This is a genomic window from Arthrobacter sp. 10T416, from assembly GCF_056394165.1.
This window is the reverse complement of the sequence record NZ_JBFTHI010000015.1, coordinates 61,383-87,457: the sequence shown is the minus strand read 5'-3', so window position 1 is coordinate 87,457 and position 26,075 is coordinate 61,383. Positions and strand designations below refer to the sequence as shown.

The window sequence follows — 26,075 nt, the reverse complement described above, 5'->3', positions numbered from 1 at the left end:
GTTACGGCGGTCATAGCGTGGGGGAAACGCCCGGTCCCATTCCGAACCCGGAAGCTAAGACCCACAGCGCCGATGGTACTGCACCCGGGAGGGTGTGGGAGAGTAGGTCACCGCCGGAACACTATTACAGGTCGAGAGCCTCCAACCACAAGGTTGGAGGCTCTCCCACTTTAACCACCCATATCGTGGCAGGTACCCCGCACCAAGTCGCTGGTCCACGGACGCACGCCGGTCCACGCCGGCGCTGCCCTGTGAGACGTAACACCGCAGGGCCGGAATCCGCGCATCCGTTAGCCCGGCCGGGGCGGCTCGCCTAGAATTGATAGAGATGTACGGACTTCGAAGCGCTTGATTTCGGGTTGCGTAGGAAACGAAACACGGAAATAGAGCGGCTGCGATTGCGCCAGTGGTCAGCTCACAACAGGAGGAATCCACCATGGCTGAGCACAACGACGGCAACCGCGGCGGCAAAGACCGCGGCAACTTCGGCGGGGGACGGAACTCCGGCGGCGGGGGATTCCGCGGCGCTAACAACTCTGGCGGCGATCCCAGGGGCTTCCGTTCGAGGGATGACCGTACCGAGGGCTCCCGGCCGCCCCGTAGCGAAGGCGACCGTAAGCCGTTCACCGGTGGGGATCGGGATCGTAAGCCGTTTGGTGATCGTCCGTCGCGTGATGGTGGTGAGCGCCGGAGTTTTGGTGGGGATCGGGATCGTAAGCCGTTTGGTGATCGTCCGTCGCGTGAGGGTGGTGAGCGTCGGAGTTTTGGTGGGGATCGGGATCGTAAGCCGTTTGGTGATCGTCCGTCGCGTGAGGGTGGTGAGCGTCGGAGTTTTGGTGGGGATCGGGATCGTAAGCCGTTTGGTGATCGTCCGTCGCGTGATGGTGGTGAGCGTCGGAGTTTTGGTGGGGATCGGGATCGTAAGCCGTTTGGTGATCGTCCGTCGCGTGATGGTGGTGAGCGCCGGAGTTTTGGTGGGGATCGGGATCGTAAGCCGTTTGGTGATCGTCCGTCGCGTGATGGTGGTGAGCGCCGCAGTTTCGGTGGAGACCGGGACCGCAAACCCTTCAGCGGCGGAGATAACCGCAAGCCGTTTGGGAACCGCGACGACCGTCCTGCCCGCAGCTTCGACCGCGGCGATTCCGGGCCCCGGCAGTTTGGCCGCGACCGCGCCGAGGACCGCCCCGTGCGCGAGCCGAACGCTAAGGACCTGCGCAGCGCCAACCGGCCCGACCGTGAGCGTTCGCCCCAGATCGACGAGGACGTCACGGGCAAGGAACTGGACCGCGCAACGCAGCACCAGATCAAGACTCTCGAGGAAAACAGCGCTTCCTGGGTCGCGCGCCACCTGGTGATGGCCGGCCGGTTGCTCGATGAGGAGCCGGAGCTCGCGTTCCAGCACGCTTTGGCCGCCAGCCGTCGCGGCGGCCGCCTCGCTGCAGTCCGCGAAGCCGTCGGTCTCACCGCCTACGCCGCTGGCCACTACGGCGAGGCCCTCCGGGAATTCCGCACCTACCGCCGCATCAGCGGATCCAACGTGCACCTGCCCGTGATGGCCGACTGCGAACGTGGCCTCGGCCGTCCGGACCGCGCACTGGATATGGCTCGCTCCGAGGAAGCCAAAGACCTCGACGCGCCCGGAAAGGTGGAACTGGCAATTGTCGCCGCCGGTGCCCGCACCGATCTCGGACAGCTCGACGCAGCCGTCTCCGAGCTGGAAATTGTCCAGCTCGACATCAACCGCGCCTTCTCCTACAGCCCGCGCCTTTTCCGCGCCTACGCTGACGCCCTGACCGCCGTCGGCCGCGAAACGGAAGCCGGCAAATGGCAGCGCCAGGCCGTTGTCGCAGAAAACGCCCTCGGCATGGGCGTCGACGAGGAACCGGACATCATTGATCTCGGCTGGGACGAGGAAGAAGAAGCCCGCGAAGAGGCACAGCGCCGCCGGATCCTGCAGCAGCAGTCCGCCGAGCACTCGGCAGCCGCTGCCGGTGAGTCGGCACCGCAGGCCGCCAGCGCCGAATCCGTTGCCGGCCTCGCCGAAAACCCCGTGTCCGGGTCCGCCGCGCAGGATCTCGAATCCGGCTCCGATGACGAGGAGGCTGGTTTCTTCGAATCCGACGACGCCGAATCGGATCAGGATTCCGTGGAAGCCGACGAGCTGGAGTCCGACGATTCCGACGCCGACGACTTCGGCTCCGAGGACACCCACCGCCCGGATCGCGCGGAGGACTGATCCCTCATGGCCGACGCTGAGCTGATCTCCAGGTTCGACGCCCTCCTGTCCGACCTCGACGGAGTCGTATACGCCGGTCCGCACGCCATTCCCGGCGCTGTGGAATCGCTGCAACGGCTGGCAGGCATCGGCGTCGGACTGGGGTACGTCACCAACAACGCCTCGCGTTCGCCGGCCGAAGTGGCGCAGCACCTGCGCGACCTCGGCGCCCCGGCCGAGGAACAGCAGGTGGTGAGTTCGCCGCAGGCCGCCGGCGAGCTGCTCGCGTCAATGCTGCCCGCCGGTGCCCGCGTCCTGGTCACCGGCGGCGACGCCCTGGCCCGCGAAATAGAACTCGCCGGCCTGGTCCCCGTCCGCAGCGAGGCCGAGGACCCGGTAGCCGTGGTTCAGGGCTTCCACCCCGACCTCGGCTGGAAGGACCTCGCCGAGGCCTCCTACGTGGTCGCGTCAGGCGCCCTGTGGGTCGCCACCAACACCGACATGTCCATTCCCCAGGCCCGCGGCATCGCCCCCGGCAACGGCACCCTCGTTGCCGCCGTCGCCGCCGCCACCGGGAGGCAGCCGCTCGTGGCCGGCAAGCCCGAGGCGCCGCTCTTCCACGCAGCCGCCAAACGGCTGGCGGCCGACCGCCCGCTCGTTGTCGGTGACAGGCTGGACACGGACATCCTCGGCGGCAACAACGCCGGCTTCGCCACGGTGGCCGTGCTGACCGGCGTCGACACGCGTGAATCAGTCCTCGCCGCCCGAACCATGGAGCGGCCCACCTTCCTGATCAACGACCTCACCGACCTCTACCGGCCCTACCCGGCTGTGGAGCACGACGACGGCGGCCACTACCGCTGCGGCGCGGCGACGGCGTCCGTGGAGGGCACTACCGTGCGTGTCAGCGGTGACCCGGCGGACCTCGACTCCTGGCGTGCAGCCTGTGCCGCCTGGTGGGCCGCGAACCCTGAGACGTCCACAGCCCTTGCGCCCGGCCTTGAGTGGCTGGATCACTAGACTGGACAGCATGACCGAGCAGAACCCTTTTACTGACGCCCGCCAGGAGACTGCCGGCCCCGAAAATCCCGGCGCCGGCGTTGACTGGCCGGAACACACGGGGGAGACCGCGGTGGGGGATCCGACCGTCGACTCCCTCCTGGCACGCCTCGGGGAGCTGCCGGAGCTGCCGGTTGCCGCCCACGGCGAGGTATATTCCGGTCTGCACGACGACCTCGCGGCGGCGCTGAATGAAGACGTCTCCGGGTCAGCGGCGGGGGGCACCTACCGATGACCCGGCTTGACCAGGAACTTGTCAGCCGCGGGCTGGCGAGATCCCGTACCCACGCTGCCCGGCTCATCGGTGAAGGAAAAGTCAGCTCCGGCGGCGACGTGCTCGCCAAGTCGTCCCTGCAGGTCCAGGACGGAACTGCCCTGGAGGTAGCCACCACCAGCGAAGACGAATACGTCAGCCGCGCCGCCCACAAACTGGCCGGCGCGCTGGACGCCTTCCCCGCCGTCGACGTCTCCGGCAAACGCTGCCTCGACGCGGGCGCCTCCACTGGAGGTTTCACGGAAGTGCTGCTGCGGCGCGGCGCGGAGCACGTCGTGGCGGTCGACGTCGGGCATGACCAGTTGGTCCCGCAGATCCGGCACGACCCCCGGGTGGCCGTCCACGAAGGCCTGAACGTCCGTTACATGACGCCGGAAGAGATCGGCGGCCCGGCGGCGGTGACAGTGGCCGACCTGTCGTTCATCTCCCTGACCCTCGTGGTGGCGCCTCTCGCGGCGTGCACTGTCCGCGGCGGCGACCTCGTGCTGATGGTCAAACCGCAGTTCGAGATCGGCAAGGACCGGCTGGGCCGCACGGGCGTGGTCACCTCCACGCGGGAGCGCCGCCTGGCAGTGACCAAAGTGGCGGCCGCCGCGATGGATGCAGGCCTGGAACTGCAGGGGCTGGCCCAGAGCCCGCTGGCCGGCCAGGACGGAAACGTCGAGTACTTCCTGTGGATAAAGCGCGGGAACCGGACAGACCTGCCTAAGATCGAGGAGCGGGACGCAGCCGTTGCTGCGTTACTCGGAACGATCTGGCCAGAACAGCACGAGAAGCACTAGAAGGCGGAACCCGATGAGCAGGCGCGTCCTCATCCTTGCCCACACCGGCCGCGAGGAGTCCCTCAAGGCCGCCTGGGAAGCGTGCGCCCAGTTGCATGCCTCCGGCATCGTCCCCGTGATGCAAAAATCCGAACTCGGCGACATGGTCCGGTTCTTCGGACGGCTGGACCAGCCGGTCGAAGTGCTCCACGACCACGTCAAGCTTCCCGACGTCGAGCTTGTGATGGTGCTCGGCGGCGACGGGACCATCCTGCGCGCCGCGGAACTGGTGCGGGAGGTGGATGTGCCCCTGCTGGGCGTCAACCTCGGCCACGTCGGCTTCCTCGCCGAAAGCGAACGAGCAGACCTCGCCCAGACCGTGGAGTGGATTGCCAGCCGGCAGTACACCGTGGAAGAGCGCATGACCATCGACGTGCAGGTCTGGGTCCGCGGTCACAAAATCTGGCACACCTGGGCGCTGAACGAGGCCGCCATCGAGAAGGGCAACCGGGAACGGATGCTTGAGGTGGTCACCGAGGTGGACGAGCGCCCGCTGACGTCCTTCGGCTGCGACGGAGTGGTCCTCGCAACCCCCACCGGCTCCACCGCCTACGCCTTCTCCGCGGGCGGACCGGTGGTATGGCCGGAAGTGGAGGCCCTGCTGATTGTGCCCATCAGCGCCCACGCCCTCTTCGCCAAGCCCCTGGTGGTCTCGCCCAGATCGCGGCTCGCCGTGGAAATCCTGAACCGCACCGACGCCCAGGGCGTGCTGTGGTGCGACGGCCGGCGCTCCGTGGACCTCCCGCCCGGCGCCCGCGTGGAGGTGACCCGCTCGGCAACCCCCGTCCGGCTGGCCCGCACCCACCAGACACCGTTCTCGGGCCGTCTGGTCCGCAAGTTCGAATTGCCCATCCAGGGCTGGCGCGGTCCGGTGCCGCAGACCGGCACGATCCATACCGGGCCGGTCCCGGTGGTGCGCACCCCGCGGCCGATGCCGCCGCTGCCCACCCCGCCGCTGCCCACCCCGCCGCCGTCCACCCCGCCGCCGTCCACCCCGCCAAAAGCAGGGCCGCAACACGCAGACCCCGGCGCGCCCACCGACCCCTCGACTGCGAAGTGACCCATGCTCGAAGAACTTAGAATCCGCGACCTCGGCGTCATCACGGATGCGACGCTGCCCCTGGGCCCTGGCCTCAGCGTGGTGACCGGCGAAACCGGTGCCGGCAAGACTATGGTGGTCACCGCCGTCGGTCTCCTGCTGGGGGCACGGTCCGACGCCGGTGCCGTGCGCAGCGGCGCCAAGAGTGCGTCCGCCGAGGCGGTGCTGAAGCTCGACGCAGGCCATCCCGCCATCAGCAGGTCCCGTGAAGCCGGTGCCGAGGTGGAGGAGTTCGACGGCGGCGCGGAACTGCTGCTGGCCCGCAGCGTCGGCGCCGACGGCCGCAGCCGTGCCTACCTCGGCGGCCGCGCGGCCCCGGTGGGAGTGCTCGCCGAGATCGGCGGGACGCTGGTGGTGGTCCACGGCCAGTCGGACCAGATCAGGTTGAAGAGCCCGGTGGCCCAGCGCGAAGCCCTGGACAAGTTCGCGGGGGAGAACCTCGCCGGCAGCCTGGCTGCCTACCAGGAGCTCTTCGGCCACTGGAAGGCCAGCCAGGCCGAGCTGGACGAACTCCGCAGCGCGGCCCGTGAACGGCTGCGCGAGGCGGAGTCCCTCGAGGCGGCGCTGGCAGAAATCGACGCAGTCGACCCGCAGCCCGGGGAGGATGAGTCACTCAAGGCCGAAGCCGTGAAGCTCGCCAACGTCGAAGAGCTCCGCATCGCGGCCAGCGCAGCCCATCAGGCCCTCATCGCCGAGGACTTCGGTGAAGAAGCCGATGCCACCACGCTGGTGGACGCCGCGAAACGAACCTTGGAGCACGTCGCCGAACACGACAGCGAACTGGGCTCCGCGGCCACCCGGCTGGCGGAAGTGGGCTTCCTGCTCAACGACATCGCCGGTGACCTGGCCAGCTACCAGGCCGCGCTCGACACGGAGGGCCCGGAACGGCTGGCCGAAATTGAGGACCGCCGCGCCGCGCTGGCCAAGCTGGTCCGCAAATACGCACCGAGCATCGACGAGGTCCTGGTCTGGGCGGAGCAGTCCCGCGCCCGCTACGAGGAACTCCAGGACGACTCCACCCGGATCGAGGCGCTAGACGCCGAGGTGGCGCGGGCGGAGACGGACCTCCGCAAGCAGGCCGCGGCCATCAGCAAGGCCCGGAAGAAGGCCGCCAAGGACCTCTCCGGCCGGGTCAGCGCCGAGCTGACCGCCCTGGCCATGGCCGATGCCACCCTGGTCATCAATGTCGACCCGGGGGAGCAGCTGGGCCTTTTTGGCGCCGACGAGATTTCCTTCCTGCTGCAGCCGCACTCCGGCGCGCCCGCCCGTCCGCTGGGCAAGGGCGCCTCCGGCGGTGAGCTCTCCCGCGTGATGCTCGCCATCGAGGTGGTGCTGGCCGCCGTCGACCCGGTGCCGACGTTTGTCTTCGACGAGGTCGACGCCGGCGTCGGCGGCCGTGCCGCCGTCGAAATCGGCCGCCGGCTGGCCATGCTGGCACGGCATGTCCAGGTCCTCGTGGTCACCCACCTGCCGCAGGTGGCGGCCTTCGCCGACCAGCACATCCGGGTCACCAAGACCTCCGTGCGCGGCGCCGACGGCGCCACTGCCTCCGGCTTCACCTCCAGCGACGTGACGCTGCTCGACGAGGCCGAGCGGGTCCGCGAACTGGCGCGCATGCTGGCAGGCCAGGAAGATTCTGAATCCGCCCGGGCCCACGCCCAGGAACTGCTCGACGACGCCAAGCTCCTTCCGCAGCAGGCGTGACTGCCGGCCGGCGGCTACCGGTCACAGCCCGGCGGCCCGCAGGCCGGTCGGCTGCCCCTTTGGCGGCCGGCGGTGACTGGGATGACCATCACAACGGCGTTTTAGCGATCCAAGAAAGACCGAATTGATGATAGGCTCGAACTCCGTGGTGCAGCGATCAAATTCCCGTGTAAATTCCCGGTTCCCGGGCTCGTCCAAGACGACCAAACACATCTTCGTAACCGGTGGTGTGGCGTCCTCGCTCGGAAAGGGACTGACGGCTTCGAGCCTCGGTCACCTCCTGCGGGCACGCGGCCTGTCTGTAACTATGCAGAAGCTCGATCCCTATCTGAATGTGGATCCGGGCACGATGAATCCCTTCCAGCACGGCGAAGTCTTCGTCACTGACGACGGCGCCGAAACGGACCTCGACGTCGGCCACTATGAGCGCTTCCTCGACGAGAACCTCGAAGGCTCGGCCAACGTCACCACCGGCCAGGTGTACTCCACGGTCATCGCCAAGGAACGCCGCGGCGAGTACCTCGGCGACACCGTCCAGGTCATCCCGCACATCACCGATGAGATCAAGCGCCGCATGCGGCTGCCCGCTGAGGGCAAGAACGCGCCCGACGTCATCATCACCGAGATCGGCGGCACGGTCGGCGATATCGAGTCCCAGCCGTTCCTCGAGTCCGCMCGCCAGGTGCGCCAGGACGTCGGCCGCAATAATGTGTTCTTCCTGCACGTCTCCCTGGTGCCTTACATCGGGCCGTCACAGGAGCTGAAGACCAAGCCGACGCAGCATTCCGTTGCCGCCCTGCGCTCCATCGGCATCCAGCCCGAGGCAATCGTGATCCGTTCGGACCGCGAAGTGCCGCAGGCGATGCGCGAGAAGATCGGCCGTATGTGCGACGTCGACATCGACGCCGTGATTGGCTGCCCGGATGCGCCCAGCATCTACGACATCCCGAAGACGCTGCACTCCCAAGGACTGGACTCCTACATCGTCCGTGCCCTGGACCTGCCGTTCAAGGACGTTGACTGGACCAGCTGGGACAAGCTCCTCGAGGCCGTCCACAACCCCAAGCACGAGGTCGAGATCGCCCTCGTCGGCAAGTACATCGACCTGCCTGACGCCTACCTGTCGGTGACCGAGGCGCTGCGTGCCGGCGGCTTCGCGAACAACACCAAGGTCAAGATCCGCTGGGTCCCTTCGGACGAATGCGAGACCCCGGAAGGCGCGGTCAAGTCCCTGGCCGGCGTCGACGCGATCTGCGTCCCCGGCGGCTTCGGTATCCGCGGCCTCGAGGGCAAGCTCGGCGCCCTGAAGTACGCCCGCGAATCCAAGCTTCCGGTCCTCGGCCTGTGCCTGGGCCTGCAGTGCATGGTCATCGAATACGCCCGCAACGTGGTCGGCCTCGAAGGCGCTTCCTCGTCCGAATTCGAGCCGGACTCCAAGTACCCGGTGATCGCCACGATGGAAGAGCAGCTCGACATCGTTGACGGCAAGGGCGACCTCGGCGGCACCATGCGCCTGGGCCTGTACGAGGCCAAGCTGGACGAGGGGTCGGTCATCGCCGAAACCTACGGCACCACCACGGTCAGCGAACGCCACCGGCACCGCTACGAGGTCAACAACAAGTACCGCGAGCAGATCGCCGCCCAGGGCCTGGTGTTCTCCGGAACGTCGCCCGACGGCAAGCTGGTGGAGTATGTAGAGCTTCCCCGCGAAGTCCACCCGTACTACGTGGCCACCCAGGCGCACCCGGAGCTCAGCTCCCGGCCCACCCGCCCGCACCCGCTGTTCGCGGGGCTGGTCAAGGCCGCCCTGGACCACCAGCACGGCACCGGTCAGCCGGTAGCCGCCACCGGCAAGGCTGCTTCCAAGGCCGCCGCGGCAGAGTCAAAGTAAACCGCAACTGAATCAAAGGACGGCGCGATGCCCGGTAAGTCTGAGACTCCCCATGCTGCACAGCAGGTTTCGGATGAGCCGAGCCCGCGCCGTCTTTTGTCATCAGAGAAGGTCTACCAGGGCCGGATCTGGGATGTGGTCAGCGACAGTTTCCAGCTAAGCGACGACGGCGAACCCCTGGTCCGGGACTACATCGACCACCCCGGCGCCGTGGCCGTCCTCCCGATGAACGAGGACGGCGAGATCCTGCTGATCAAGCAGTACCGGCACCCCGTGGGCATGGCCCTCTGGGAAATTCCGGCCGGACTGCTCGACGTCGAAGGCGAGGACTTCGTGGTTGGCGCGGCCCGGGAACTTGCCGAGGAAGCCGACCTGGTGGCGGGGACGTGGAACGTCCTGGCCGACTTCTTCAACTCGCCCGGGTCCTCCAGCGAGGCCATCCGCATCTACCTGGCCCGAGACCTGAGCGACGTACCGGGTCACGAACTCCACGTCCGCACCGATGAGGAAGCGGAAATCGAACTGCACTGGCTGCCGCTGGATGCAGCCGTCGCCGCCGTCCTGGAGGGACGCCTGCACAACCCGTCCGCCGTCGTCGGCGTCCTCGCAGCAGCCGCGGCCCGCGCTGACGGCTACCAAGGACTTCGCCCGGCCGGCGCGCCGTGGCCCGCCCACCCCAGCCAGCGCTGATGACAGGTCTGCTGGCAGCCGAACCGCCCGCCGCGGTGCCCGAACCGCCCCGGCCGCCGAGCGCCGTCGACCGGGCCATCACTGATTACCTCCAGCACATGGGCGTCGAACGGGGCCTGGCCGCCAATACGCTCTCCGCCTACCGCCGCGACCTGGCCCGCTACGCCCGGCACCTGGCCGGCGCCGGCCGGCGTCGTCCGGAAGAGATCACCCGCCGCGACGTGACTGCCTTCGTGCAGGCGCTCTCCGACGGCTCCGACGGGGGCTCCGCCCTGGGCGTGCGGTCGGCGGCGCGGACCGTCGTCGCCGTCCGTGGACTGCACAAATTCTGGGCGCTCGAAGGCCTCACGCCCACGGATCCCGCCAGCGACGTGCACCCGCCCATGCCCGGAAAGCGGCTGCCCAAGGCCATCACTGTCGACGAGGTCACCCGCATCCTGGAAGCCGCCGGAACCGACACGCCCACCGGGCTCCGGGACCGTGCCCTGCTCGAATTCCTTTACTCCACGGGGGCGCGCATCAGCGAGGCCGTGGGTCTCGACGTCGACGACATATCGCTGCAGGGTGAGAACGATCCAGCGTCCGGTGGCCCGGCGATCGTCCGGTTGTTCGGTAAGGGCTCGAAGGAGCGGATGGTGCCGTTGGGGTCCTATGGTGCCCGTGCGCTGGACGCGTACCTGGTCCGGGGGAGGCCGCTGCTGGCCACCAAGGGAAAAGGAACGCCGGCGCTCTTCCTGAACGCCCGGGGTGGCCGGATCAGCCGCCAAAGCGCCTGGACCATCCTCAAAGCGGCCGCTGACAAGGCCAACATCACCAAGGACGTCTCGCCTCACACCCTTCGGCATTCGTTCGCCACCCACCTGCTCGAGGGCGGGGCCGATGTCCGCGTTGTCCAGGAGCTCCTGGGCCACGCTTCCGTGACCACAACGCAGGTCTACACCTTGGTGACCGCCGACACCCTGCGCGAAATCTACGCCGCCGCGCACCCGAGGGCGTTGGGCTAGGGCTGTAGCTTCGACGGCGGCCCGGTGCTGCCGGCGGATGGTGCCGCTAACCCGGTGGTGCCGGTAACCCGGTGGGCCCTCAGATCCGCGGGGTTCTCCGATCCCGGCCGGCCGTCAGGCCCGCTGAGTCTTCCGTTATTGTCGGTGGTCGTTCATATGCTGGGGGTATGAAAAGCGGTGTGGCTTTCAGTGCGGAGGTCGAGGCGGCGGCGGCAGAAGTCGCCCGGTCCGCCGCCGCGCTGGCTGACCTGACAGCGGCGGGGGAGACCCCTGCTGGTACCGGCTTGGAGCCGAGGGATGGGGATCCGTTGCGGGACCTGGCCGACGGATGCCTGGACGGGCTCGCAGAAGTTGCCCGGTTGGAGGCGCGGCTTGCGGCCCTGAAAGTCCGGTTCGCCGCGGAGTATGCGCGTACGGTTGCGGCGATGGCTCCCCCGGACGACTCACCGCGGGAGTGCACCATGCGGGAAATGGCAATGATTGCGGAGGTCGCGTGTGTGCTGTCCGTCAGCGAGCGCAGCGCCGGATCCGTATTGGCGGAGGCCCGTGTTCTGACGACGTCGTTGCCGTTGACACTGGCAGCCCTCCAATCCGGATTGATCTCGTGGCAGCATGCCCGGATCATGACCGACGAGGCTGCGGTTTTGGGGCCGGCCGGGGCGTCGGCGCTGGAGACGCACTTCCTGGACATGGGCGCGCCCGACCACGCCCGCGGGTGTCCGGCCGGAGAGCTCGTGCCGGGCCGGTTTCGGGCCAAGGTCCGCACCTGGCGTGAACGCCACCACCCGGCGAGCATCGAAACACGCCACACCAAAAGTGCCGCTGACCGGCGGCTGGAGTACTGCCCGGATAGGGACGGGATGGCCTGGCTCTCGGCCTACCTGCCGGCGGATACGGCCGCGGGGATCTGGGAACGGACCACCGCGGCCGCCCGCGCCCTCCAAAGCCCTGGCGAAACCCGGACCTTGAGCCAGCTGCGCGCCGACATCGCGGCCACCTGCCTGCTGGACACCCGCGCAGGATGTGATGTCGCTGGTGTGCCGTCACCACGGGCCCAGGTCCTGGTCACCGTCCCGGCACTCTCGCTCGTAGGTGTTACCGACGAGCCAGCACTTCTGGACGGGTACGGTCCGATTCCAGCATCGATGGCACGGCGTCTGGTCGCCGATGGTGCGGAGTCGTTCTACCGGGTCCTGACCGATCCGCGTGATGGGGCACCGCTGGAGATCGGCCGGACAAGTTACCGGGTTCCGCGGGCGATGCGGCATTGGCTGCGGCTGCGCGACGGGAAGTGCCCGTTCCCCGGCTGCAACAACCAGTCGCTGGATAACGACGCCGACCACGTCCTCGCCTGGGCAGACGGCGGAACCACCGGGATCAGCAACCTGGGCCAGCCGTGTCCCAAGCACCACCGCCTTAAACACGGAACGGCCTGGAAGCCCGCCGGCGCCACCCGGACCGGCCCGCCCGGCTGGATTTCACCCACCGGCCGGCACTACCGCAGCGAACACCAGGACTGGGAACCGCCGGTGTGGCCGCCCGGGCTGTTGGCGGTGGACGGGCTATTGGCGGGGGACGTCGGCGCGCCGGAGCATCCGGAGCGGGTCATGACGATGGAGAGCTGGCTGGAAGCGTGGCTGTTCCAGCCAACCTGATCGAGTCCTGCCTGCGTGCGGTAGACGGAAAGGCAGAGCCGGGAAAAATTCTTGGCGCTTCCTGTAAGAAACTGGCCGCCGCGGGACACATAGTGGTCAGGAAGAAGTCATTCAATGCCCGGGGGAAGCACCATGCTGGCTGCCAAAGAGCAAGCGTTTATTGACCTGCACGCACAACATTCCGCGCAGGTCTACCGCTACATTGCCTGCCGCCTCAGTGACCGGTGCCGCGTCGAGGAGCTGGCTGCGGACGTCTTCCGGATCGCCTGGGAAAAGCAGCTGGCGGAGCCGCCGGGCATTGGCTGGCTGCTGGCGACGGCCCGGAACGTTATCGGCAACGAGTACAAGGGCCGGCGCCGGCGGCAGGAACTTATTGAGCGGCTCAAGGACGAGGCCCGCAATCACACGCCGGGTCCCAACACCGAACAGCGCGCCGCCGTCGCGGAAGTCCTGGTCCGGCTCAGGGAACGCGACCGTGAGGTGCTGATGCTCAGTTACTGGGACGAACTGACCACTGCTCAACTTGCCGCCGCCCTGGAATGTTCACCTTCCGCCGCCGGAGTCCGCCTCCATCGTGCCCGCCAGGCCTTCGCGAAAGCGGCCCCATCCCATCTCATGACCGAACGGAAGGACTAGCCATGGACCGCATCGAAGAGCTCATGAAAGATGCCAAACCACGGGTAGGAGTTCCAGGCGCCGCTCCGGGCAACGACTCGGTCCGTTCCCTCGTGTCCTCCTCGGACCCCGACGTCGTGCACCTGGCCCACCGCGTCCCGGCAAAGCGCAACCGGCTGCGCGCCGTGGCGGGCACCCTTGTGGCCGCCGCGGCGGTCATCGCCGCCGTCGTCGTTGGCGGAACCCTGACGCCGCCCCCGGCGCCCAGTCCGGCCCAGTCAGGTATCCCGACGACGGCGCCCGCCACTCCGTCGCCCAGCGCCCCGGCCTCCCGCCCTCCTGCGTCGCCAACCACCGCCCCGGCGACCAGCGCCCCCGCAGCCCTGACCACGGGCGGTGTTGCCTGCACGATGGCCAACGTCGATCAGCAGCGAAGCGACCAGCAGCGGGCCATCATCCCGGTTCCCGCCAATGAACGCCGCTACTACACAGTGCTCGGCTGCGCGGACGGCTGGCTGGCCTACTCCACCTCGGACGAGGGGGCAAAGGCCATGCACCTCGACGGCGGCAACGCCTGGTTCAACATCGGCAAATTGCAGAACGGCCGCTTCCTGGTCGATTACCAGCAAATCTGGTCCAGTGTCTTCAACTGGGAATTCCAGGCCACTAACAACCAGGGGCTCACCCCGCAGCAAGCCATGGACAAGCAATTCGCGGCTATTGGGATCCCGGTCCAGCTGCGGCCCCGGCTAGTCGGCGACGGTCCGGCGGGCAAGTAGGGGGAGCCGATGGCGGCGGCGCTAGGCTGGTGCACATGAATTTCACACCCGTCACCCTGTGCTTCCTGCTTCGTTACGGACAGCGCGGCGCCGAGGTGCTCCTTGGCCTCAAACGGACAGGGTTCGGCACAGGCAAGATCGTGGGCGTCGGCGGCCACGTCGAACCGGGTGAGACCGACGCCGAGGCAGTGGTCCGGGAAGTCTGGGAAGAAATCGGCGTGGTGGTCCGCCAGCAGGACCTCGCCGACGCCGGACAGGTGCAGTTCGTCTTCCCTGCCCGGCCCGAATGGAACATGGCCTGCAGGCTCTTCACCACGCGCCGGTGGAGCGGCGAACCCGCCGACAGCCGGGAGATCGCGCCCGAATGGTTCGCCGTCGCGGAGCTTCCGCTGGCGCGGATGTGGCAGGACGCCGAACACTGGCTGCCCCTGGCGCTGGCCGGCGAGACGATCGACGTCGTGGTGGTCCTCAATGAGGACAACGAAACGGTGGCCTCCGTCCGCTACCCATCCCGCCAAGGCCATCCGCCTGAGTGAACCCGCGTAAACGCCCTGACTAGCCCCGCCCCGGATACCGGATGCCGGATGCCGGACACAGCAAACACGGGTCTCCCACGCACAAAGACAAGAATCCGGTGATGCGAAAACGTGATCCTGGCGCTGCCCGCAATGCCGTGACGTGGCCGGTAGCCTGAGGTTCGAACACTGCGCCGCGGCAACCCATCCATCACTCCGCCAGGCCACAAGCAGCACACCGACCACTTTGAGGGCAGGGCATGAACGCGAACAATCAGGACTATCCGGACGGGGAGCTCTTCGACGAGGATTCGTCGAACTCCGGGGGACGCCGGCGCTGGCCGTGGGCGGTCGCCATCGTTGTGCTAGCCCTTGCGGCCGTCGGTGGCGGTATTGCCGTGGCCGCAAACATGCGGTCAACCGATCCGGCCCCGGCTGCGGCATCGACCGCGTCCGTCGTGGCACCCACGGCCTCAAGGGAGCCGACCACGCCGCCGTCGACCCTCACGGCGACGTCCGCAGCCGCAACGCCGTCGCCGTCATCAGCGACCGCGACGCACGCAACGGATACGGCCACAGCCGCGGTGGTCAACGGCCGGTACGTCAGCCCTTCCGCCGGGGTCTCCTTCCAGCTGCCCGACCGCTGGACGGCGGAGGAATCCACCGACCGGCCGGCCGGCTACCCGGGAACCTCCATCATCGTCTTCAACGAAGCCCGGATGCAGGTGGCTGAGCTGTACCACGGCGTCACCGGCGGCGTCGGCGGCGCCTGCGGCCCGGGTCCGTACAAAATGACTGAACTGGACTCCGCACCGGCTTTGGATGCGCCGTGGGCCAAGGCGCAAGGAGTCCGGTTCTCCTTCCGTGTCCTGGACATGCGGGCGGACGGGGGCGCCTTCGATTACCAGGTTGGGTTGGTGGACAAGGTGAGCGGCCAAATCAAGGACAGCTGCCTCATGTACTCCTTCGCGTCCGGTGCGCCGAAGGGCACGCTGGCCTTCGCCGACCGGACCCACCAAAGCCCCGGGCACGACGATCCCATCTTCAACACGATGGCCGAAGCCAAGGATTACCTGAAGTCCCCGGAGTACAAAAAACTCAAGGCAATGATCCTCAGCTTGCAGATGCAGGGATAACAGCAAAAAGCGCGGGCCGTCCACCTTCAAAGGTGGGCGGCCCGCGCTTTTTAGTGCCTGGCGTTTGATGCGGTAGCCGGCTTGTGGTGCCGCGGCCGGCTACGGCTCGCTACTACGGGACGTGCCGTTCCTCGACGCCGTTGTACTCGCTCAGAGGACGGATCAGCGAGTTCGAATCCAGCTGCTCCATGATGTGCGCGGTCCACCCGGTGATCCGGCTGGCCACGAACAGGGGCGTAAACGTCGGGGTGTCGAAGCCCATCAGGTGGTAAGTCGGGCCGGCCGGGTAGTCAAGGTTGGGCTTGATGGCCTTCGCCTCGTCCATGGCGGTCTCGAGCCCGTTGTAGAGGCCCAACAGTTCCGGACGGCCGTAGTGCGCGATCATCTTGTCCAGGGCCGCCTTCATGGTCGGAACCCGGGAGTCGCCGTGCTTGTAGACGCGGTGGCCGAAGCCCATGACCTTCTTCTTCTGTGCCAGGGCATCCTCCATCCACGCCTTCGCACGCTCGGCAGCCTCTTCGAGCGACTCTTCCTGGCGGATGCCGATCTCGTCGAAGGTGTGCATCACCGCCTCGTTGGCACCGCCGTGCAGCGGCCCCTTGAGCGCGCCGATSGCTCCGGTAACTGCCGAGTGCAGGTCCGAGAGCGTCGAGGTGATAACCCGGGCCGTGAAGGTCGAGGCGTTGAAGGAGTGCTCGGCGTAGAGGATCATCGAGACGTTGAAAGCCTCGACGACCTCCTGCACCGGCTCCTCACCAAAGGACATCCAGAGGAAGTTGGCCGAGTAGCCGAGGTCGTCGCGCGGGGCCACCGGTTCGATGGGGCTTCCCTCGGCGTGCCGGCGGCGCTGGTCGTAGGCGACCACGGCCGGCATCGCCGCGAACAGGTCAACAGCTTTGGCCATGTTGGCCTCGCGCGAGGAATCCTCGGCGAGCGGGTGCCGGGCACCGAGCACCGAGGTCGCCGTGCGGCAAACGTCCATCGGGTGAGAGGTCAGCGGCAGGGCATCGATAACCTGCTTGACCACCGGGTCCAGGGCGCGGCCGGCACGTTCCCGGGCGGTGAACTCGGCCAGCTGCTCAGCCGTGGGCAGTTCGCCGTTCCACAGCAAGTAGGCCACTTCCTCGAAGCTGCACTTGGCGGCCAGCTCCTGGACGGGGTAGCCGCGGTAGAGCAGCGAGTTGGTGTCCGGGTTGACCTTGGACACCGCGGTGTAATCCACCACGACGCCGGCAAGGCCCTTTTTGATCTCATTTTCAGCCATGCTGAAACTCCTTTGTTCCTAACGCCTGTTGACCGGCCTGGGCCGGCGGTCCGGTGGTGAGTCAGACACCTGGGATCTGGAAGTTGAAGACCCCGGTATCAAAACGGTTGTAGGCCTCGTAGTCCACGAGGTCGTAGAGACGCGCACGGGTGAGCATGCTTGAAACCTGGGCCTCCTGGGTGCCGTCGGATTGGATCGATTCCAGAGTACGCTCAGCAGCGCCCATGGCACTACGGAGCAGCGTCACCGGGTAGATCACCATGTTGACGCCGACGCCGGCCAGCTCATCCACCGTAAACAGGTCGCTCTTGCCGAACTCGGTCATGTTCGCAAGGATCGGCACGTCCACGGCGTCGCGGATGGCCTGGAATTCGCTGAGGTCCTTCATGGCCTCCGGGAAGATCGCGTCCGCACCGGCCTCAACCAGGGCCCGGGCCCGCTGCTGTGCCGCCTCAAGGCCGTCGGTGGCCCGGATGTCGGTCCGGGCCATGATTAGGAAGTTCGGATCCCGCCGCGCGTCCGCAGCGGCCCGGATCCGCTTGGTGGCGGTGTCCAGGTCCACGACGTTTTTGCCGTCGAGGTGCCCGCAGCGCTTCGGGTTGAACTGGTCCTCGATGTGCAGCCCGGCCAGGCCTGCGTTCTCAAGTTCCTGGACGGTGCGGGCCACGTTCATCGGCTCGCCGAAGCCGGTGTCGGCGTCGACGATCGAGGGGAGGTCCGTCATACGGGCGATCTGCCCGGCCCGGGTGGCCACTTCGGTGAGCGTGGTCAGCCCGATGTCCGGTAGGCCAAGGTCGTTGGCCAGGACGGCGCCGGAGATGTAGACCCCGGCGAACCCCTTCTCCTCGATCAGCCGCGCGGACAGCGGGTTGAAAGCGCCGGGGAACTGCTGGATGGTCCCGGACGCGAGCAGTTCCCGGAACCGGATCCGCTTCTGTTCCGGAGTGGTCTTCGAATACAACATCAGAAGAGTCCCTTCGGTGCGGCTGCCAGGTCGATCACGCCGTCGGCTGCCTTGATGTTCAGCTGGTCGAGCTCGCCGGCGGCCAGCTCGGGGAGACGCGCCGCCGCGGCGAGGAAACGCTCGATCTCGTCCTCGGCCACCAGTCCGGCGGCCAGGGTGCGGAACTTGTTGACGTACTGTTCCCGCGCGAACGGACGGGCACCGAGCGGGTGCGCGTCGGCGACCGCGATCTGGTCGGTGATGACCGTGCCGTCCTTGAGCGTGATTTCGACGGAACCACCAAAAGCCTTCTCGGCGATATCCAGGGAGTGGTAGCGGCGCGTCCACTCCGGATCCTCGACGGTGGTCACCTTGTGCCACAGCTCCACGGTGTCCGCGCGGCCGGCACGTTCCGGGGCGTAGGAATCCACGTGGTGCCAGGCTCCGTCCTGGAGGGCCACCGTGAAGATGTAGGGAATGGAGTGGTCCAGGGTTTCCCGGCTGGCCGTCGGGCTGTACTTCTGCGGATCGTTGGCACCGGAGCCGATCACGTAGTGCGTGTGGTGACTGGTTTTGATCAGCACGGACTCGACGTTGGCCGGGTCGGTGACCTCGGGGTGTTCGCCGTGCAGCTTGCGGGCCAGGTCGATCCACGCCTGCGCCTGGTATTCGGCGGAGTGCTCTTTGGTGTACGTGTCCAGGATGGCGCGCTTGGCTTCGCCGTCCTCGGGGAGCGGAACAGTGTAGTTGGCGTCCGGGCCGTCGAGCATCCATGCGATGACGCCGTCCTCGCCCTCGTAGATCGGCACCGGGGAGGTCTGGCCGCGCATGGCGCGGTCGGCCGACTCGACGGCCATCTTGCCGGCGAAGGCTGGCGCGTGGGCCTTCCAGGTGGAGATCTCGCCCTTGCGGGACTGCCGGGTGGCTGTGGTGGTGTGTAGGGCCTGGCCGACGGACTGGAAGATGGTTTCGACGTCCAGTCCCAACAGGGTGCCGATGCCGGCCGCGGCGGATGGGCCGAGGTGGGCCACGTGGTCGATCTTGTGCTTGTGCAGGCAGATGGCCTTAACCAGGTTGACCTGGATTTCGTAGCCGGTGGCGATGCCGCGGATCAGGTCCTGCCCGCTGGCCCCCACGTGCTGGGCGACGGCGAGGATCGGCGGGATGTTGTCGCCCGGGTGCGAGTAGTCCGCGGCCAGGAAGGTGTCGTGGTAATCGAGTTCGCGGACAGCGACGCCGTTGGCCCAGGCAGCCCACTCCGGCGAGACCCGCTCTTCGATGCCGAAGACCTTGGCGCCCTGGCCGCCCGTGCTGGGGCCGTGGGTGAGCGCCTGGGCGCGGGCTGCGACGATCGGAGCGCGGTTCAGGGAGGCGATGGCCACGGAGGCGTTGTCGATGACCCGGTTGATCACCATGTCGGTGACCTCGTCGGAGACCGCAACGGGATCCGCCGCGACCTTGGCGATCTTGTGGGCGAGCTGGTCTTCGCGGGCCAGGTTTTCCTCGCTCTTGTAAACGCGGACGTGGTGTTCCTTAACCATGGTTCTCCTTGTAGTGAGGTACGTGGGTGGCTTTGACGTGGGAAAGGCTGCGGTGCAGGTGCACGGTGGTGGCCGCTTCGGCGAGCCGCGGGTTGCCGGCCGCGATCGCCTCGGCAATCGCGGCATGCTCGGCGGCCGCGGCGGTGAGGCGCTCGGCGTCGTCGGCGGCGAGCCGGCGGACCCGGACCAGATGGACGCGCAGGCTGCGCATGGCCTGCACCAGATAGGAGTTGGAGATCGCGGCATCGATGGCGGTGTCGAGCCGCCCGACCAGGCTGTAGTAGTCGTGCCGGGCCGGATCGGCGCTGTTGATCAGCTCGGGTGCGTCCAGGAGTTCACGCCGCAATTGTTCGAACGTGGCGGCGTCGCCGCGCTCGGCGGCCAGCCTGGCGGCCTTGCCCTCCAGGGTTTCGCGGAGTTCGAAGAGCTCGTCGATGTCCTCGAGGGAGATGTCGGTAACGACGACGCCGCGGCCGCCCGCCGTCGTCGTGAGCCCCTCAGCGGTCAACCGGCTGAGCGCCTCCCGGAGCGGGGTTCGCGAGATGCCAAGCCGCTCGGACTGTTCCACTTCGGCGAGGACCGTACCCGGAGCCAGACGCCATTCAATGATGTCCTCGCGCAGGGCCGCGTAGGCCTTGTCGCTGGCGCGCATACTGGTCTCCTTCCTCGGCTGACCACCCCAGTGTATACACAGTTCCGCGAAAGGCCCAGAGTGCAGCCGTATTTCCTGCCAAAATCGAGAGTATCGGCGCTCGCTGTATACAAACCTCTTGTGGCGGGCCATGTGCCCGGCTACCATTAGCTGCATCACATCGTCGTGGACGGGATCAGCTTATGGACACCGCAAACTACCGGGACAGCTACGAGCGCAGCATCGGCGAGCCGGAAGCCTTCTGGCTGGAAGCCGCCGGCAAAGTCACCTGGACAACCCCGCCCACCAAGGCCCTCGATTCCGGCCGCGCCCCACTCTACGGCTGGTTCCCCGACGGGGTCATGAACACCTGCTACAACGCCCTGGACCGGCACGTGGCGGAAGGCCGCGGTGCACAGGACGCCCTCATCTACGACTCCGCCATGCTGGGCACCCAGCAGCGCTATAGCTACGCCGAACTGACGGACCTCGTGGCCCGGTTCGCCGGGGCGCTGCGCAACCAGGGGGTGGGCAAGGGCGACCGTGTGGTCATCTATATGCCGATGATCCCGGAGGCCGCCATCGCCATGCTCGCGACGGCCCGGCTCGGAGCCATCCATTCGGTGGTATTCGGAGGCTTCGCGCCCAAGGAGCTCGCTGCCAGGATCCGCGATGCCGCACCCGCCGCCATCGTCACAGCCTCCGGCGGGATCGAACCGTCCCGGCGCATCGAGTACCTGCCCGCCGTCGCCGAAGCCCTCGAGCTCGCCGGCACCCCCGGAACCCCTGTCCTGGTCAAAGCCAGGGACGGCTTCGCCGCCTCGGCCGCTGACCACCCCGGCTGGCTCGACTGGGATGCCGCCATGGACTCCGCTGAGCCCGCCGCTCCGGTGGACGTCCTGGCCACGGATCCGCTCTACATCCTTTACACCTCCGGGACCACCGGGACGCCCAAGGGAGTGGTGCGGGACAACGGCGGCCACGCCGTCGCCTTGAGCTGGACGCTGGAGAACATCTACGACGTCGGCCCGGGCGATGTGATGTGGACAGCCTCCGACGTCGGCTGGGTGGTCGGACACTCGTACATTGTCTACGGGCCGTTGCTGGCCGGCGCCACCACGGTGATCTATGAAGGCAAGCCGGTCGGCACCCCGGACGCCGGCGCGTTCTGGCGCGTCATCGAGGACCATAAGGTCAACGTACTGTTCACGGCCCCGACGGCGCTGCGGGCCATCCGCAAGGCCGACCCCGAGGCCAGGCTGCTGGAGCAGTACGACATCTCCAGTCTGCGGACCCTCTTTGCCGCCGGGGAACGGCTCGACACGGACACCTTCCACTGGGCGTCCGGAATCCTGGGCGTCCCCGTGGTGGACCACTGGTGGCAGACCGAGACGGGCTGGGCCATCTGCGCCAACCCACGGGGCCTGGACGGGCTGCCGATCAAGGCCGGGTCGCCGAGTGTTCCCATGCCCGGTTTCCGGCTGCGGATCCTCGACGGCGCGGGGCAGGAGGTTGAGCCGGGCACCGAGGGCAACATTGTGCTGGGACTGCCGCTCCCGCCGGGCACCCTCACCACCCTCTGGCGTAACGATGAGCGGTACATCTCCTCCTACCTGCAGGCCTTCGAAGGCTGCTACGCCACCGGAGACTCCGGCTACCGGGACGAGGACGGCTACCTGTTTGTGATGGGCCGGACGGACGACATCATCAACGTCGCCGGGCACCGGCTCTCCACCGGGGCCATGGAGCAGGTGATCGGCCAGCACCCGGCCGTCGCCGAATGCGCCGTGATCGGGCTCGCCGACCCGCTCAAGGGCCAGCGCCCCAGTGGGTACGTGGTGCTCAAGTCCGGGGTGGACGTGCCCGAGGAAGTGCTGGTCAAGGACCTGGTTGCCCTGGTCCGGCGTGACATTGGCGCCGTGGCGGACTTCAAGCACGTCACCGTGGTGGACGCGCTGCCCAAGACCAGGTCGGGAAAGATCCTGCGGAAAACCATGCGCCAGATCGCCGACGGGGACGACTACGTGGTCCCGTCCACCATTGAGGACGCCGGGGTGATAGACCAGCTCCTGGAGACCCTGCGCCCGGGCGCCGCGGGGGAGCGGCCCGCCTAGGATCCGGGCCGGCTCCAGCGGTATTCGTTCTCCGGCCGCCCGGGCGCGCCGTAGCGGGCGGTGCGGGACACCGTGCCGGCGTCTGCGAGATATTCGAGGTAGCGGCGTGCTGTCACCCGCGACATCCCGAGTGCGTCCATAACCTCGCTGGCCGACACCGCCCCCGATTGCAGCTTCATGAACTCCCGCACGGACTCCAGAGTGGACCCTGACAGGCCCTTCGGCAGGGGCAGCTCCGATGGTGCGCGCAGGCTCGCAAACGCCTGGTCGACGTCGCTTTGGGACGCGCCGGGTCCGGTGCCTCCGGCCCCCGGGGACGCGAGCTGCTCGCGGAACAGCCGGTAACTGCGGAGCTTGTCCGCGAACGTCGCGTAGGTGAACGGCTTGATCAGGTACTGCACGACGCCGGTCGCCACGGCGCTGCGGACAATGGACAGTTCGCGGACGGCGGTGATCGCGATGATGTCCGCGAAGAGGCCGGCAGCGCGCATCCGGCGGGCGATATCCAGCCCGTGCAGGTCCGGCAGGTTCATGTCCAGCAGGACCAGTTCCACGGGCTGCCCCGCGGCCGACAGGTCCGTCATCAGGCGCAGCGCGGACTGCCCGTCCGGGGCGGAGCCGGCGAGGGTGAAGCCGACCAGCCGGCCGATGTACGCGGCGTGGGCTGCCGCTGCGATCGGTTCGTCCTCGACGACGAGTACGCGGATATCGCTCATTGCTGTTCCTCTGTTGTCCCGGCTGGATCCGCCGCGGCTGCCGGCGCCGTCGGCAGCGTGACACGGAACAGTGCCCCGGCCGGGCTGGTGATTGTCATGCTACCGCCCAGCCGCTGCACCGCCTGCCGGACCAGCGCCAGTCCGAGTCCGCGACCGAAGGGGCCGGACGCCTTGGTGCTGAAGCCGTGCCGGAAAACGTCCTCCACGGCGGCCGGGTCGATGCCGGGGCCGCTGTCCTCCACCGAGATCTCCAGGGCACCGTCCCCGGCTACGACTGAGAGCTCCACCAGCCGGGGCGGGGGCGCGTCCGCTGCCGCGTCGATCGCGTTATCGAGCAGGTTCCCGAGGATGGCCACCAGGTCCTGGACGGCCAGCCCGGTGACCGCCGTCGACCCGCCCGTGGTGAGGGTCAGCTCCACGCCGCGTTCGTGGGCCTCCGCCACCTTGCCCATAACGAGGGCGCCGAGTACCGGCTCCTCGATGGAACTGACGAGGTCGTCTGTCAGGCGCTGGCTGAGCTCGAGGTCCTTGGTGGCGAAATCCAGGGCCTCGCCGCCACGGCCCAGTTCCATCAGGGACACGAGGGTGTGCAGCCGGTTCGCGTGCTCGTGGGTCTGGGCCCGCAGTGCGTCGGAGAGGGTTCGCATGGTTTCCAGTTCGCTGCCGAGCGACTCGATCTCGGTGCGGTCCCGGATTGTCGCAACGGTGCCGTATACGGGAGGACCGGCCGACCCCAGGCGTTGCCTGACCGCGGGGGAGCGCGGCCCCACAGCCGGGCCCTGATTGACCACCAGCACCCGCGGGCCGGTCAGGTGGATTTCATCCTGCGCGGTCCGGCCGGATTCGAAGAGTTCCTTGAGGCTGGGGGCCAGCGGCAGTTCCGCGAGGGCCAAGGCCCCCTGTCCGCGGCCGTTTGCCGCACCGCCATCCGCCGGACCGCTTGCCACCGCACCGCCGTCGACCGGGCGCGGCGGGACCCCGAGCAGCGCCGCGGCCTGGTCGTTGTACATGACCACCTTGCCCCGCGGATCGATCAGGATCACACCCTCCCGGACCGAGTGCAGCACCGACTCGTAGTACGCGAAGAGCTGCGCGAGCTGTTCCGGTCCCCAGCCCCGGGTAACCCGGCGCAGGTAGCGTCCCAGCAGCCAGGACGCGACGGAGCCGCCAGCCAGGAGGGCGACGGCGATGGCCAGCAGGGCGGGCAGGCGGCCCGAAAACGCCACGTCCACCGTCCCCACCGTGACGCCGGCCGCCACCAGCGCACGGACCTTGCCGTCCGCGTCCTTGACAGGGGCAATCGTGCGCACCGACGGGCCAAGGGTGCCGGCCATGATTTCGGTAAAGACCTGGCCCTGCAGCGCGGCATCGATCGAGCCGATGTACGGCTTCCCGAGCTCCTCGTTGCGCGGGTGGGTCCAGCGCGTCCGGTCCGGCGCCATGATGGTGATGAAGTCCGCCCGGGCGTCGCGCATGACCTTCAGGGCGTAGGGCTGGAGCCTGGCGCTGGGATCAGGGGCGCTCGCCGCCTCGAGGACCAGGGGGTTGTCCGCCACCGCCGTGGCGATCCCGGCCATCCGCCGGCCGGCCTCGTCATAGGCGTGGTCCCGGGCGTCCACAAAGGTCGCCGTGCCAACAACTGCGGTGAGGGCCAGCATAAACAGTAGGTGGGCAACAAAGAGCCTGCGCGCGATGCTCCAGTGGTGGATCATCAGCACCCTCCATGACCAATATGAACGCAACGGTGATGCGCGTCACTTCATCCCCAATGATGGAGGAACACGCAGAACGGACGTGATGCGAACCCCAAGCCGCATCACAGTCCAGCCTATCCAAGGAGAACACCATGGCCTCTCAACGAGGAGAGTCAGCGGCAGTCGCCGCGGCGCCGGTCAAAAAGCGCAAGGGGCTGGACAAGTCCCACTACCTTTACATTGCAGTCATCGTCGCCGTCGTCCTCGGCGCCCTGGTGGGCCTGATCTTCCCCGAGGTGGGTAAGTCGCTCAAGCCGCTGGGCGACGGGTTCATCAAGCTCATCAAGATGATGATCGCTCCCGTCATTTTCTGCACCATCGTGCTCGGCATCGGCTCCATCGCCAAGGCTGCCACGGTGGGCAAGGTCGGCGGCCTCGCCCTCGGCTACTTCATCGTTATGTCCACCTTCGCCCTGGCGATCGGCCTGGTTGTCGGCAACCTGATCCACCCGGGTGAAGGGCTCAAGCTCGCCCCGTACGATCCCAACAAGAAGGCCGCCACGGACAGCACCGTCGACTTCCTGCTCGGCATCATCCCGTCGGACATCCCCGTCCTGCCCACCCTGCTCGCCGCCATCCTGGTTGGCTTCGCACTGCAGAAGATGGGCGCCCAGGGCACCCCGATCCTGAAGGCCATCGGCCACGGCCAGGCGCTGGTCTTCCGCATCCTGATCATGGTCATGTGGCTCGCCCCGGTCGGCGCCTTCGGTGCGATCGCCGCCGTCGTCGGAGCCACGGGCGTGCAGGCCATCATCAGCATGGCCACCCTGATGGTTGCTTTCTACATCACCTGTGCTGTGTTCATCGTCGTGATCCTGGGCGGCCTGCTCCAGGTGGTCTCGGGCGTCAACATCTTCCGCCTGATGAAGTACCTCGGCCGCGAATACCTGCTGATCTTCTCCACGTCGTCCTCCGAGGCTGCCCTGCCCCGCCTGATCGCGAAGATGGAACACCTCGGTGTGTCCAAGCCGGTGGTCGGCGTGACCGTTCCCACCGGATACTCCTTCAACCTCGACGGCACGGCCATCTACCTGACCATGGCCTCCCTGTTCGTCGCCAACGCGATGGGCACACCGCTGGACCTCGGCGCCCAGATCTCGCTGCTGGTCTTTATGATCATCGCCTCCAAGGGCGCCGCCGGTGTCACCGGCGCCGGCCTCGCCACCCTGGCGGCCGGCCTGCAGGCCCACCGCCCCGAGCTCCTCGGCGGCGTCGGCATGATCGTCGGCATCGACCGCTTTATGTCCGAGGCCCGGGCACTGACCAACTTCACCGGCAACGCTGTGGCCACCGTCCTGATCGGCACGTGGGTCAAGGAGATCGACGGCGGCCAGGTTGAGCGTGTCCTCTCCGGCGCCGAGCCGTTCAACGAGCAGACCATGATCGCCGGCCACGCCAGCGAGCAGCCCGCCGCCCAGCCGGCCGGCGAGACGGCACGGCCCGTTCCGGCCAACGCCTGAGCACCTGCCCGCACGCACTGAAACCGCCCGGATGCGCACCCGCGTCCGGGCGGTTTTCTGTGTCCTGCCGGCCCGGCTTGCGGCAACCCTCGACCTCTACCAGAAGGTCAAGGCGCGCGGAACGGCGGTTGTCAAGGTCCGTCGAATACCGTGTCGGGGCCTGTAACCTTGGGAGGAATAACGATCCGCTCCGGC

General features: G+C 67.8%; 23 protein-coding genes and 1 rRNA gene. 17 read left to right on the top strand and 7 right to left on the bottom strand.

The genetic code is table 11. From position 1 onward, the window contains the following. Nucleotides 1–2: 2 nt before the first annotated feature. Nucleotides 3–119 (top strand): 5S ribosomal RNA (gene rrf / locus AC1DBE_RS14665). A gap of 296 nt (nucleotides 120–415) precedes the next feature. Here rrf and AC1DBE_RS14660 read toward each other — a convergent pair. Then, nucleotides 416–1,402: a hypothetical protein gene (locus AC1DBE_RS14660; RefSeq protein WP_476970989.1), complete on the bottom strand. Its 987-nt coding sequence runs from the start codon at nucleotides 1,400–1,402 to the stop codon at nucleotides 416–418. On the opposite strand from AC1DBE_RS14660, the gene AC1DBE_RS14655 reads away from it, so the two are divergent. From AC1DBE_RS14655 to AC1DBE_RS14590, 14 genes are all read left to right on the top strand, one after another. After that, the gene (locus AC1DBE_RS14655; protein ID WP_476970988.1) at nucleotides 1,367–2,236 is read left to right on the top strand and encodes a hypothetical protein; all 870 of its coding nucleotides are present in this window, start codon (nucleotides 1,367–1,369) and stop codon (nucleotides 2,234–2,236) included. The two genes, AC1DBE_RS14660 and AC1DBE_RS14655, sit on opposite strands and share 36 nt — an antisense overlap. Nucleotides 2,237–2,242: 6 nt before the next feature. Next, nucleotides 2,243–3,235, top strand: a complete 993-nt coding sequence (locus AC1DBE_RS14650) for an HAD-IIA family hydrolase (RefSeq protein WP_476970987.1) — start codon at nucleotides 2,243–2,245, stop codon at nucleotides 3,233–3,235. Between the two features lie 10 nt (nucleotides 3,236–3,245). Beyond that, nucleotides 3,246–3,509, top strand: coding sequence for a hypothetical protein (locus AC1DBE_RS14645; RefSeq protein WP_476970986.1), 264 nt, complete (start codon nucleotides 3,246–3,248; stop codon nucleotides 3,507–3,509). Next, nucleotides 3,506–4,330 (top strand): TlyA family RNA methyltransferase, encoded by an 825-nt coding sequence (locus tag AC1DBE_RS14640; protein WP_476970985.1) that lies wholly within the window; start codon nucleotides 3,506–3,508, stop codon nucleotides 4,328–4,330. Before AC1DBE_RS14645 ends, AC1DBE_RS14640 begins: the two co-directional genes overlap by 4 nt. A 13-nt stretch (nucleotides 4,331–4,343) precedes the next feature. Further along, entirely contained in the window at nucleotides 4,344–5,429 is a 1,086-nt protein-coding gene (locus tag AC1DBE_RS14635; protein ID WP_476970984.1) for an NAD kinase, read from the top strand. 3 nt (nucleotides 5,430–5,432) lie between these two features. Further along, nucleotides 5,433–7,172 carry a DNA repair protein RecN gene (gene recN / locus AC1DBE_RS14630; protein WP_476970983.1) on the top strand — a complete coding sequence of 580 codons (1,740 nt, stop codon included), beginning with the start codon at nucleotides 5,433–5,435 and terminating at the stop codon, nucleotides 7,170–7,172. A 127-nt stretch (nucleotides 7,173–7,299) separates the two neighbouring features. Further along, on the top strand, nucleotides 7,300–9,063 hold the full coding sequence (locus tag AC1DBE_RS14625; protein WP_476970982.1) for a CTP synthase: 1,764 nt from the start codon (nucleotides 7,300–7,302) through the stop codon (nucleotides 9,061–9,063). Nucleotides 9,064–9,090: 27 nt separating this feature from the next. Continuing rightward, nucleotides 9,091–9,753, top strand: a complete 663-nt coding sequence (locus tag AC1DBE_RS14620; RefSeq protein WP_476970981.1) for an NUDIX domain-containing protein — start codon at nucleotides 9,091–9,093, stop codon at nucleotides 9,751–9,753. Further along, nucleotides 9,753–10,757: a site-specific tyrosine recombinase XerD gene (gene xerD / locus AC1DBE_RS14615; RefSeq protein ID WP_476970980.1), complete on the top strand. Its 1,005-nt coding sequence runs from the start codon at nucleotides 9,753–9,755 to the stop codon at nucleotides 10,755–10,757. The genes AC1DBE_RS14620 and xerD overlap by 1 nt, the downstream gene beginning before the upstream one ends. A gap of 167 nt (nucleotides 10,758–10,924) precedes the next feature. After that, a complete protein-coding gene (locus AC1DBE_RS14610; RefSeq protein WP_476970979.1) occupies nucleotides 10,925–12,412 on the top strand; it encodes an HNH endonuclease signature motif containing protein in 1,488 nt (495 codons plus the stop codon). Nucleotides 12,413–12,526: 114 nt separating this feature from the next. Next, nucleotides 12,527–13,048, top strand: a complete 522-nt coding sequence (locus AC1DBE_RS14605; RefSeq protein WP_476880105.1) for an RNA polymerase sigma factor — start codon at nucleotides 12,527–12,529, stop codon at nucleotides 13,046–13,048. A 2-nt stretch (nucleotides 13,049–13,050) separates the two neighbouring features. After that, the gene (locus AC1DBE_RS14600) at nucleotides 13,051–13,806 is read left to right on the top strand and encodes a hypothetical protein (RefSeq protein WP_476970978.1); all 756 of its coding nucleotides are present in this window, start codon (nucleotides 13,051–13,053) and stop codon (nucleotides 13,804–13,806) included. Between the two features lie 35 nt (nucleotides 13,807–13,841). After that, the gene (locus AC1DBE_RS14595) at nucleotides 13,842–14,342 is read left to right on the top strand and encodes an 8-oxo-dGTP diphosphatase (RefSeq protein ID WP_476970977.1); all 501 of its coding nucleotides are present in this window, start codon (nucleotides 13,842–13,844) and stop codon (nucleotides 14,340–14,342) included. 239 nt (nucleotides 14,343–14,581) lie between these two features. After that, nucleotides 14,582–15,457 (top strand): hypothetical protein, encoded by an 876-nt coding sequence (locus AC1DBE_RS14590; RefSeq protein WP_476970976.1) that lies wholly within the window; start codon nucleotides 14,582–14,584, stop codon nucleotides 15,455–15,457. A 112-nt stretch (nucleotides 15,458–15,569) separates the two neighbouring features. Here the strand turns inward: AC1DBE_RS14590 and AC1DBE_RS14585 are convergent, their stop codons facing one another. The 4 genes from AC1DBE_RS14585 to AC1DBE_RS14570 all read right to left on the bottom strand — a co-directional run bounded on the left by AC1DBE_RS14585 (nucleotide 15,570) and on the right by AC1DBE_RS14570 (nucleotide 19,857). Beyond that, the gene (locus AC1DBE_RS14585) at nucleotides 15,570–16,721 is read right to left on the bottom strand and encodes a bifunctional 2-methylcitrate synthase/citrate synthase (protein ID WP_476970975.1); all 1,152 of its coding nucleotides are present in this window, start codon (nucleotides 16,719–16,721) and stop codon (nucleotides 15,570–15,572) included. A 61-nt stretch (nucleotides 16,722–16,782) separates the two neighbouring features. Beyond that, nucleotides 16,783–17,685, bottom strand: coding sequence for a methylisocitrate lyase (gene prpB, locus AC1DBE_RS14580; protein WP_476880108.1), 903 nt, complete (start codon nucleotides 17,683–17,685; stop codon nucleotides 16,783–16,785). Continuing rightward, on the bottom strand, nucleotides 17,685–19,205 hold the full coding sequence (locus AC1DBE_RS14575; RefSeq protein WP_476970974.1) for an MmgE/PrpD family protein: 1,521 nt from the start codon (nucleotides 19,203–19,205) through the stop codon (nucleotides 17,685–17,687). Before AC1DBE_RS14575 ends, prpB begins: the two co-directional genes overlap by 1 nt. Then, nucleotides 19,198–19,857, bottom strand: a complete 660-nt coding sequence (locus AC1DBE_RS14570; RefSeq protein ID WP_476970973.1) for a GntR family transcriptional regulator — start codon at nucleotides 19,855–19,857, stop codon at nucleotides 19,198–19,200. Before AC1DBE_RS14570 ends, AC1DBE_RS14575 begins: the two co-directional genes overlap by 8 nt. A 182-nt stretch (nucleotides 19,858–20,039) precedes the next feature. On the opposite strand from AC1DBE_RS14570, the gene AC1DBE_RS14565 reads away from it, so the two are divergent. After that, nucleotides 20,040–21,950, top strand: a complete 1,911-nt coding sequence (locus AC1DBE_RS14565) for a propionyl-CoA synthetase (RefSeq protein ID WP_476970972.1) — start codon at nucleotides 20,040–20,042, stop codon at nucleotides 21,948–21,950. Here the strand turns inward: AC1DBE_RS14565 and AC1DBE_RS14560 are convergent. Together AC1DBE_RS14560 and AC1DBE_RS14555 are read right to left on the bottom strand one after the other, a co-directional pair. Then, the gene (locus AC1DBE_RS14560) at nucleotides 21,947–22,666 is read right to left on the bottom strand and encodes a response regulator (protein ID WP_476970971.1); all 720 of its coding nucleotides are present in this window, start codon (nucleotides 22,664–22,666) and stop codon (nucleotides 21,947–21,949) included. The genes AC1DBE_RS14565 and AC1DBE_RS14560 overlap by 4 nt on opposite strands. Continuing rightward, nucleotides 22,663–24,378, bottom strand: coding sequence for a sensor histidine kinase (locus AC1DBE_RS14555; RefSeq protein ID WP_476970970.1), 1,716 nt, complete (start codon nucleotides 24,376–24,378; stop codon nucleotides 22,663–22,665). The genes AC1DBE_RS14560 and AC1DBE_RS14555 overlap by 4 nt, the downstream gene beginning before the upstream one ends. Before the next feature lie 134 nt (nucleotides 24,379–24,512). Between AC1DBE_RS14555 and AC1DBE_RS14550 the strand changes: the two genes are divergently transcribed. Continuing rightward, the gene (locus AC1DBE_RS14550) at nucleotides 24,513–25,880 is read left to right on the top strand and encodes a cation:dicarboxylate symporter family transporter (protein ID WP_476880421.1); all 1,368 of its coding nucleotides are present in this window, start codon (nucleotides 24,513–24,515) and stop codon (nucleotides 25,878–25,880) included. Nucleotides 25,881–26,075: the final 195 nt, after the last annotated feature.

Excerpts from the sequence above, each read along its gene's own strand:
- AC1DBE_RS14650 (WP_476970987.1), top strand. The coding sequence starts at position 2,243 with ATGGCCGACGCTGAGCTGATCTCCAGGTTCGACGCCCTCCTGTCCGAC.
- AC1DBE_RS14645 (WP_476970986.1), top strand. The coding sequence starts at position 3,246 with ATGACCGAGCAGAACCCTTTTACTGACGCCCGCCAGGAGACTGCCGGC.
- AC1DBE_RS14640 (WP_476970985.1), top strand. The coding sequence starts at position 3,506 with ATGACCCGGCTTGACCAGGAACTTGTCAGCCGCGGGCTGGCGAGATCC.
- AC1DBE_RS14635 (WP_476970984.1), top strand. The coding sequence starts at position 4,344 with ATGAGCAGGCGCGTCCTCATCCTTGCCCACACCGGCCGCGAGGAGTCC.
- recN (WP_476970983.1), top strand. The coding sequence starts at position 5,433 with ATGCTCGAAGAACTTAGAATCCGCGACCTCGGCGTCATCACGGATGCG.
- AC1DBE_RS14620 (WP_476970981.1), top strand. The coding sequence starts at position 9,091 with ATGCCCGGTAAGTCTGAGACTCCCCATGCTGCACAGCAGGTTTCGGAT.
- xerD (WP_476970980.1), top strand. The coding sequence starts at position 9,753 with ATGACAGGTCTGCTGGCAGCCGAACCGCCCGCCGCGGTGCCCGAACCG.
- AC1DBE_RS14610 (WP_476970979.1), top strand. The coding sequence starts at position 10,925 with ATGAAAAGCGGTGTGGCTTTCAGTGCGGAGGTCGAGGCGGCGGCGGCA.
- AC1DBE_RS14605 (WP_476880105.1), top strand. The coding sequence starts at position 12,527 with ATGCCCGGGGGAAGCACCATGCTGGCTGCCAAAGAGCAAGCGTTTATT.
- AC1DBE_RS14600 (WP_476970978.1), top strand. The coding sequence starts at position 13,051 with ATGGACCGCATCGAAGAGCTCATGAAAGATGCCAAACCACGGGTAGGA.
- AC1DBE_RS14595 (WP_476970977.1), top strand. The coding sequence starts at position 13,842 with ATGAATTTCACACCCGTCACCCTGTGCTTCCTGCTTCGTTACGGACAG.
- AC1DBE_RS14590 (WP_476970976.1), top strand. The coding sequence starts at position 14,582 with ATGAACGCGAACAATCAGGACTATCCGGACGGGGAGCTCTTCGACGAG.
- prpB (WP_476880108.1), bottom strand. The coding sequence starts at position 17,685 with ATGTTGTATTCGAAGACCACTCCGGAACAGAAGCGGATCCGGTTCCGG.
- AC1DBE_RS14575 (WP_476970974.1), bottom strand. The coding sequence starts at position 19,205 with ATGGTTAAGGAACACCACGTCCGCGTTTACAAGAGCGAGGAAAACCTG.
- AC1DBE_RS14570 (WP_476970973.1), bottom strand. The coding sequence starts at position 19,857 with ATGCGCGCCAGCGACAAGGCCTACGCGGCCCTGCGCGAGGACATCATT.
- AC1DBE_RS14565 (WP_476970972.1), top strand. The coding sequence starts at position 20,040 with ATGGACACCGCAAACTACCGGGACAGCTACGAGCGCAGCATCGGCGAG.
- AC1DBE_RS14560 (WP_476970971.1), bottom strand. The coding sequence starts at position 22,666 with ATGAGCGATATCCGCGTACTCGTCGTCGAGGACGAACCGATCGCAGCG.
- AC1DBE_RS14555 (WP_476970970.1), bottom strand. The coding sequence starts at position 24,378 with ATGATCCACCACTGGAGCATCGCGCGCAGGCTCTTTGTTGCCCACCTA.
- AC1DBE_RS14550 (WP_476880421.1), top strand. The coding sequence starts at position 24,513 with ATGGCCTCTCAACGAGGAGAGTCAGCGGCAGTCGCCGCGGCGCCGGTC.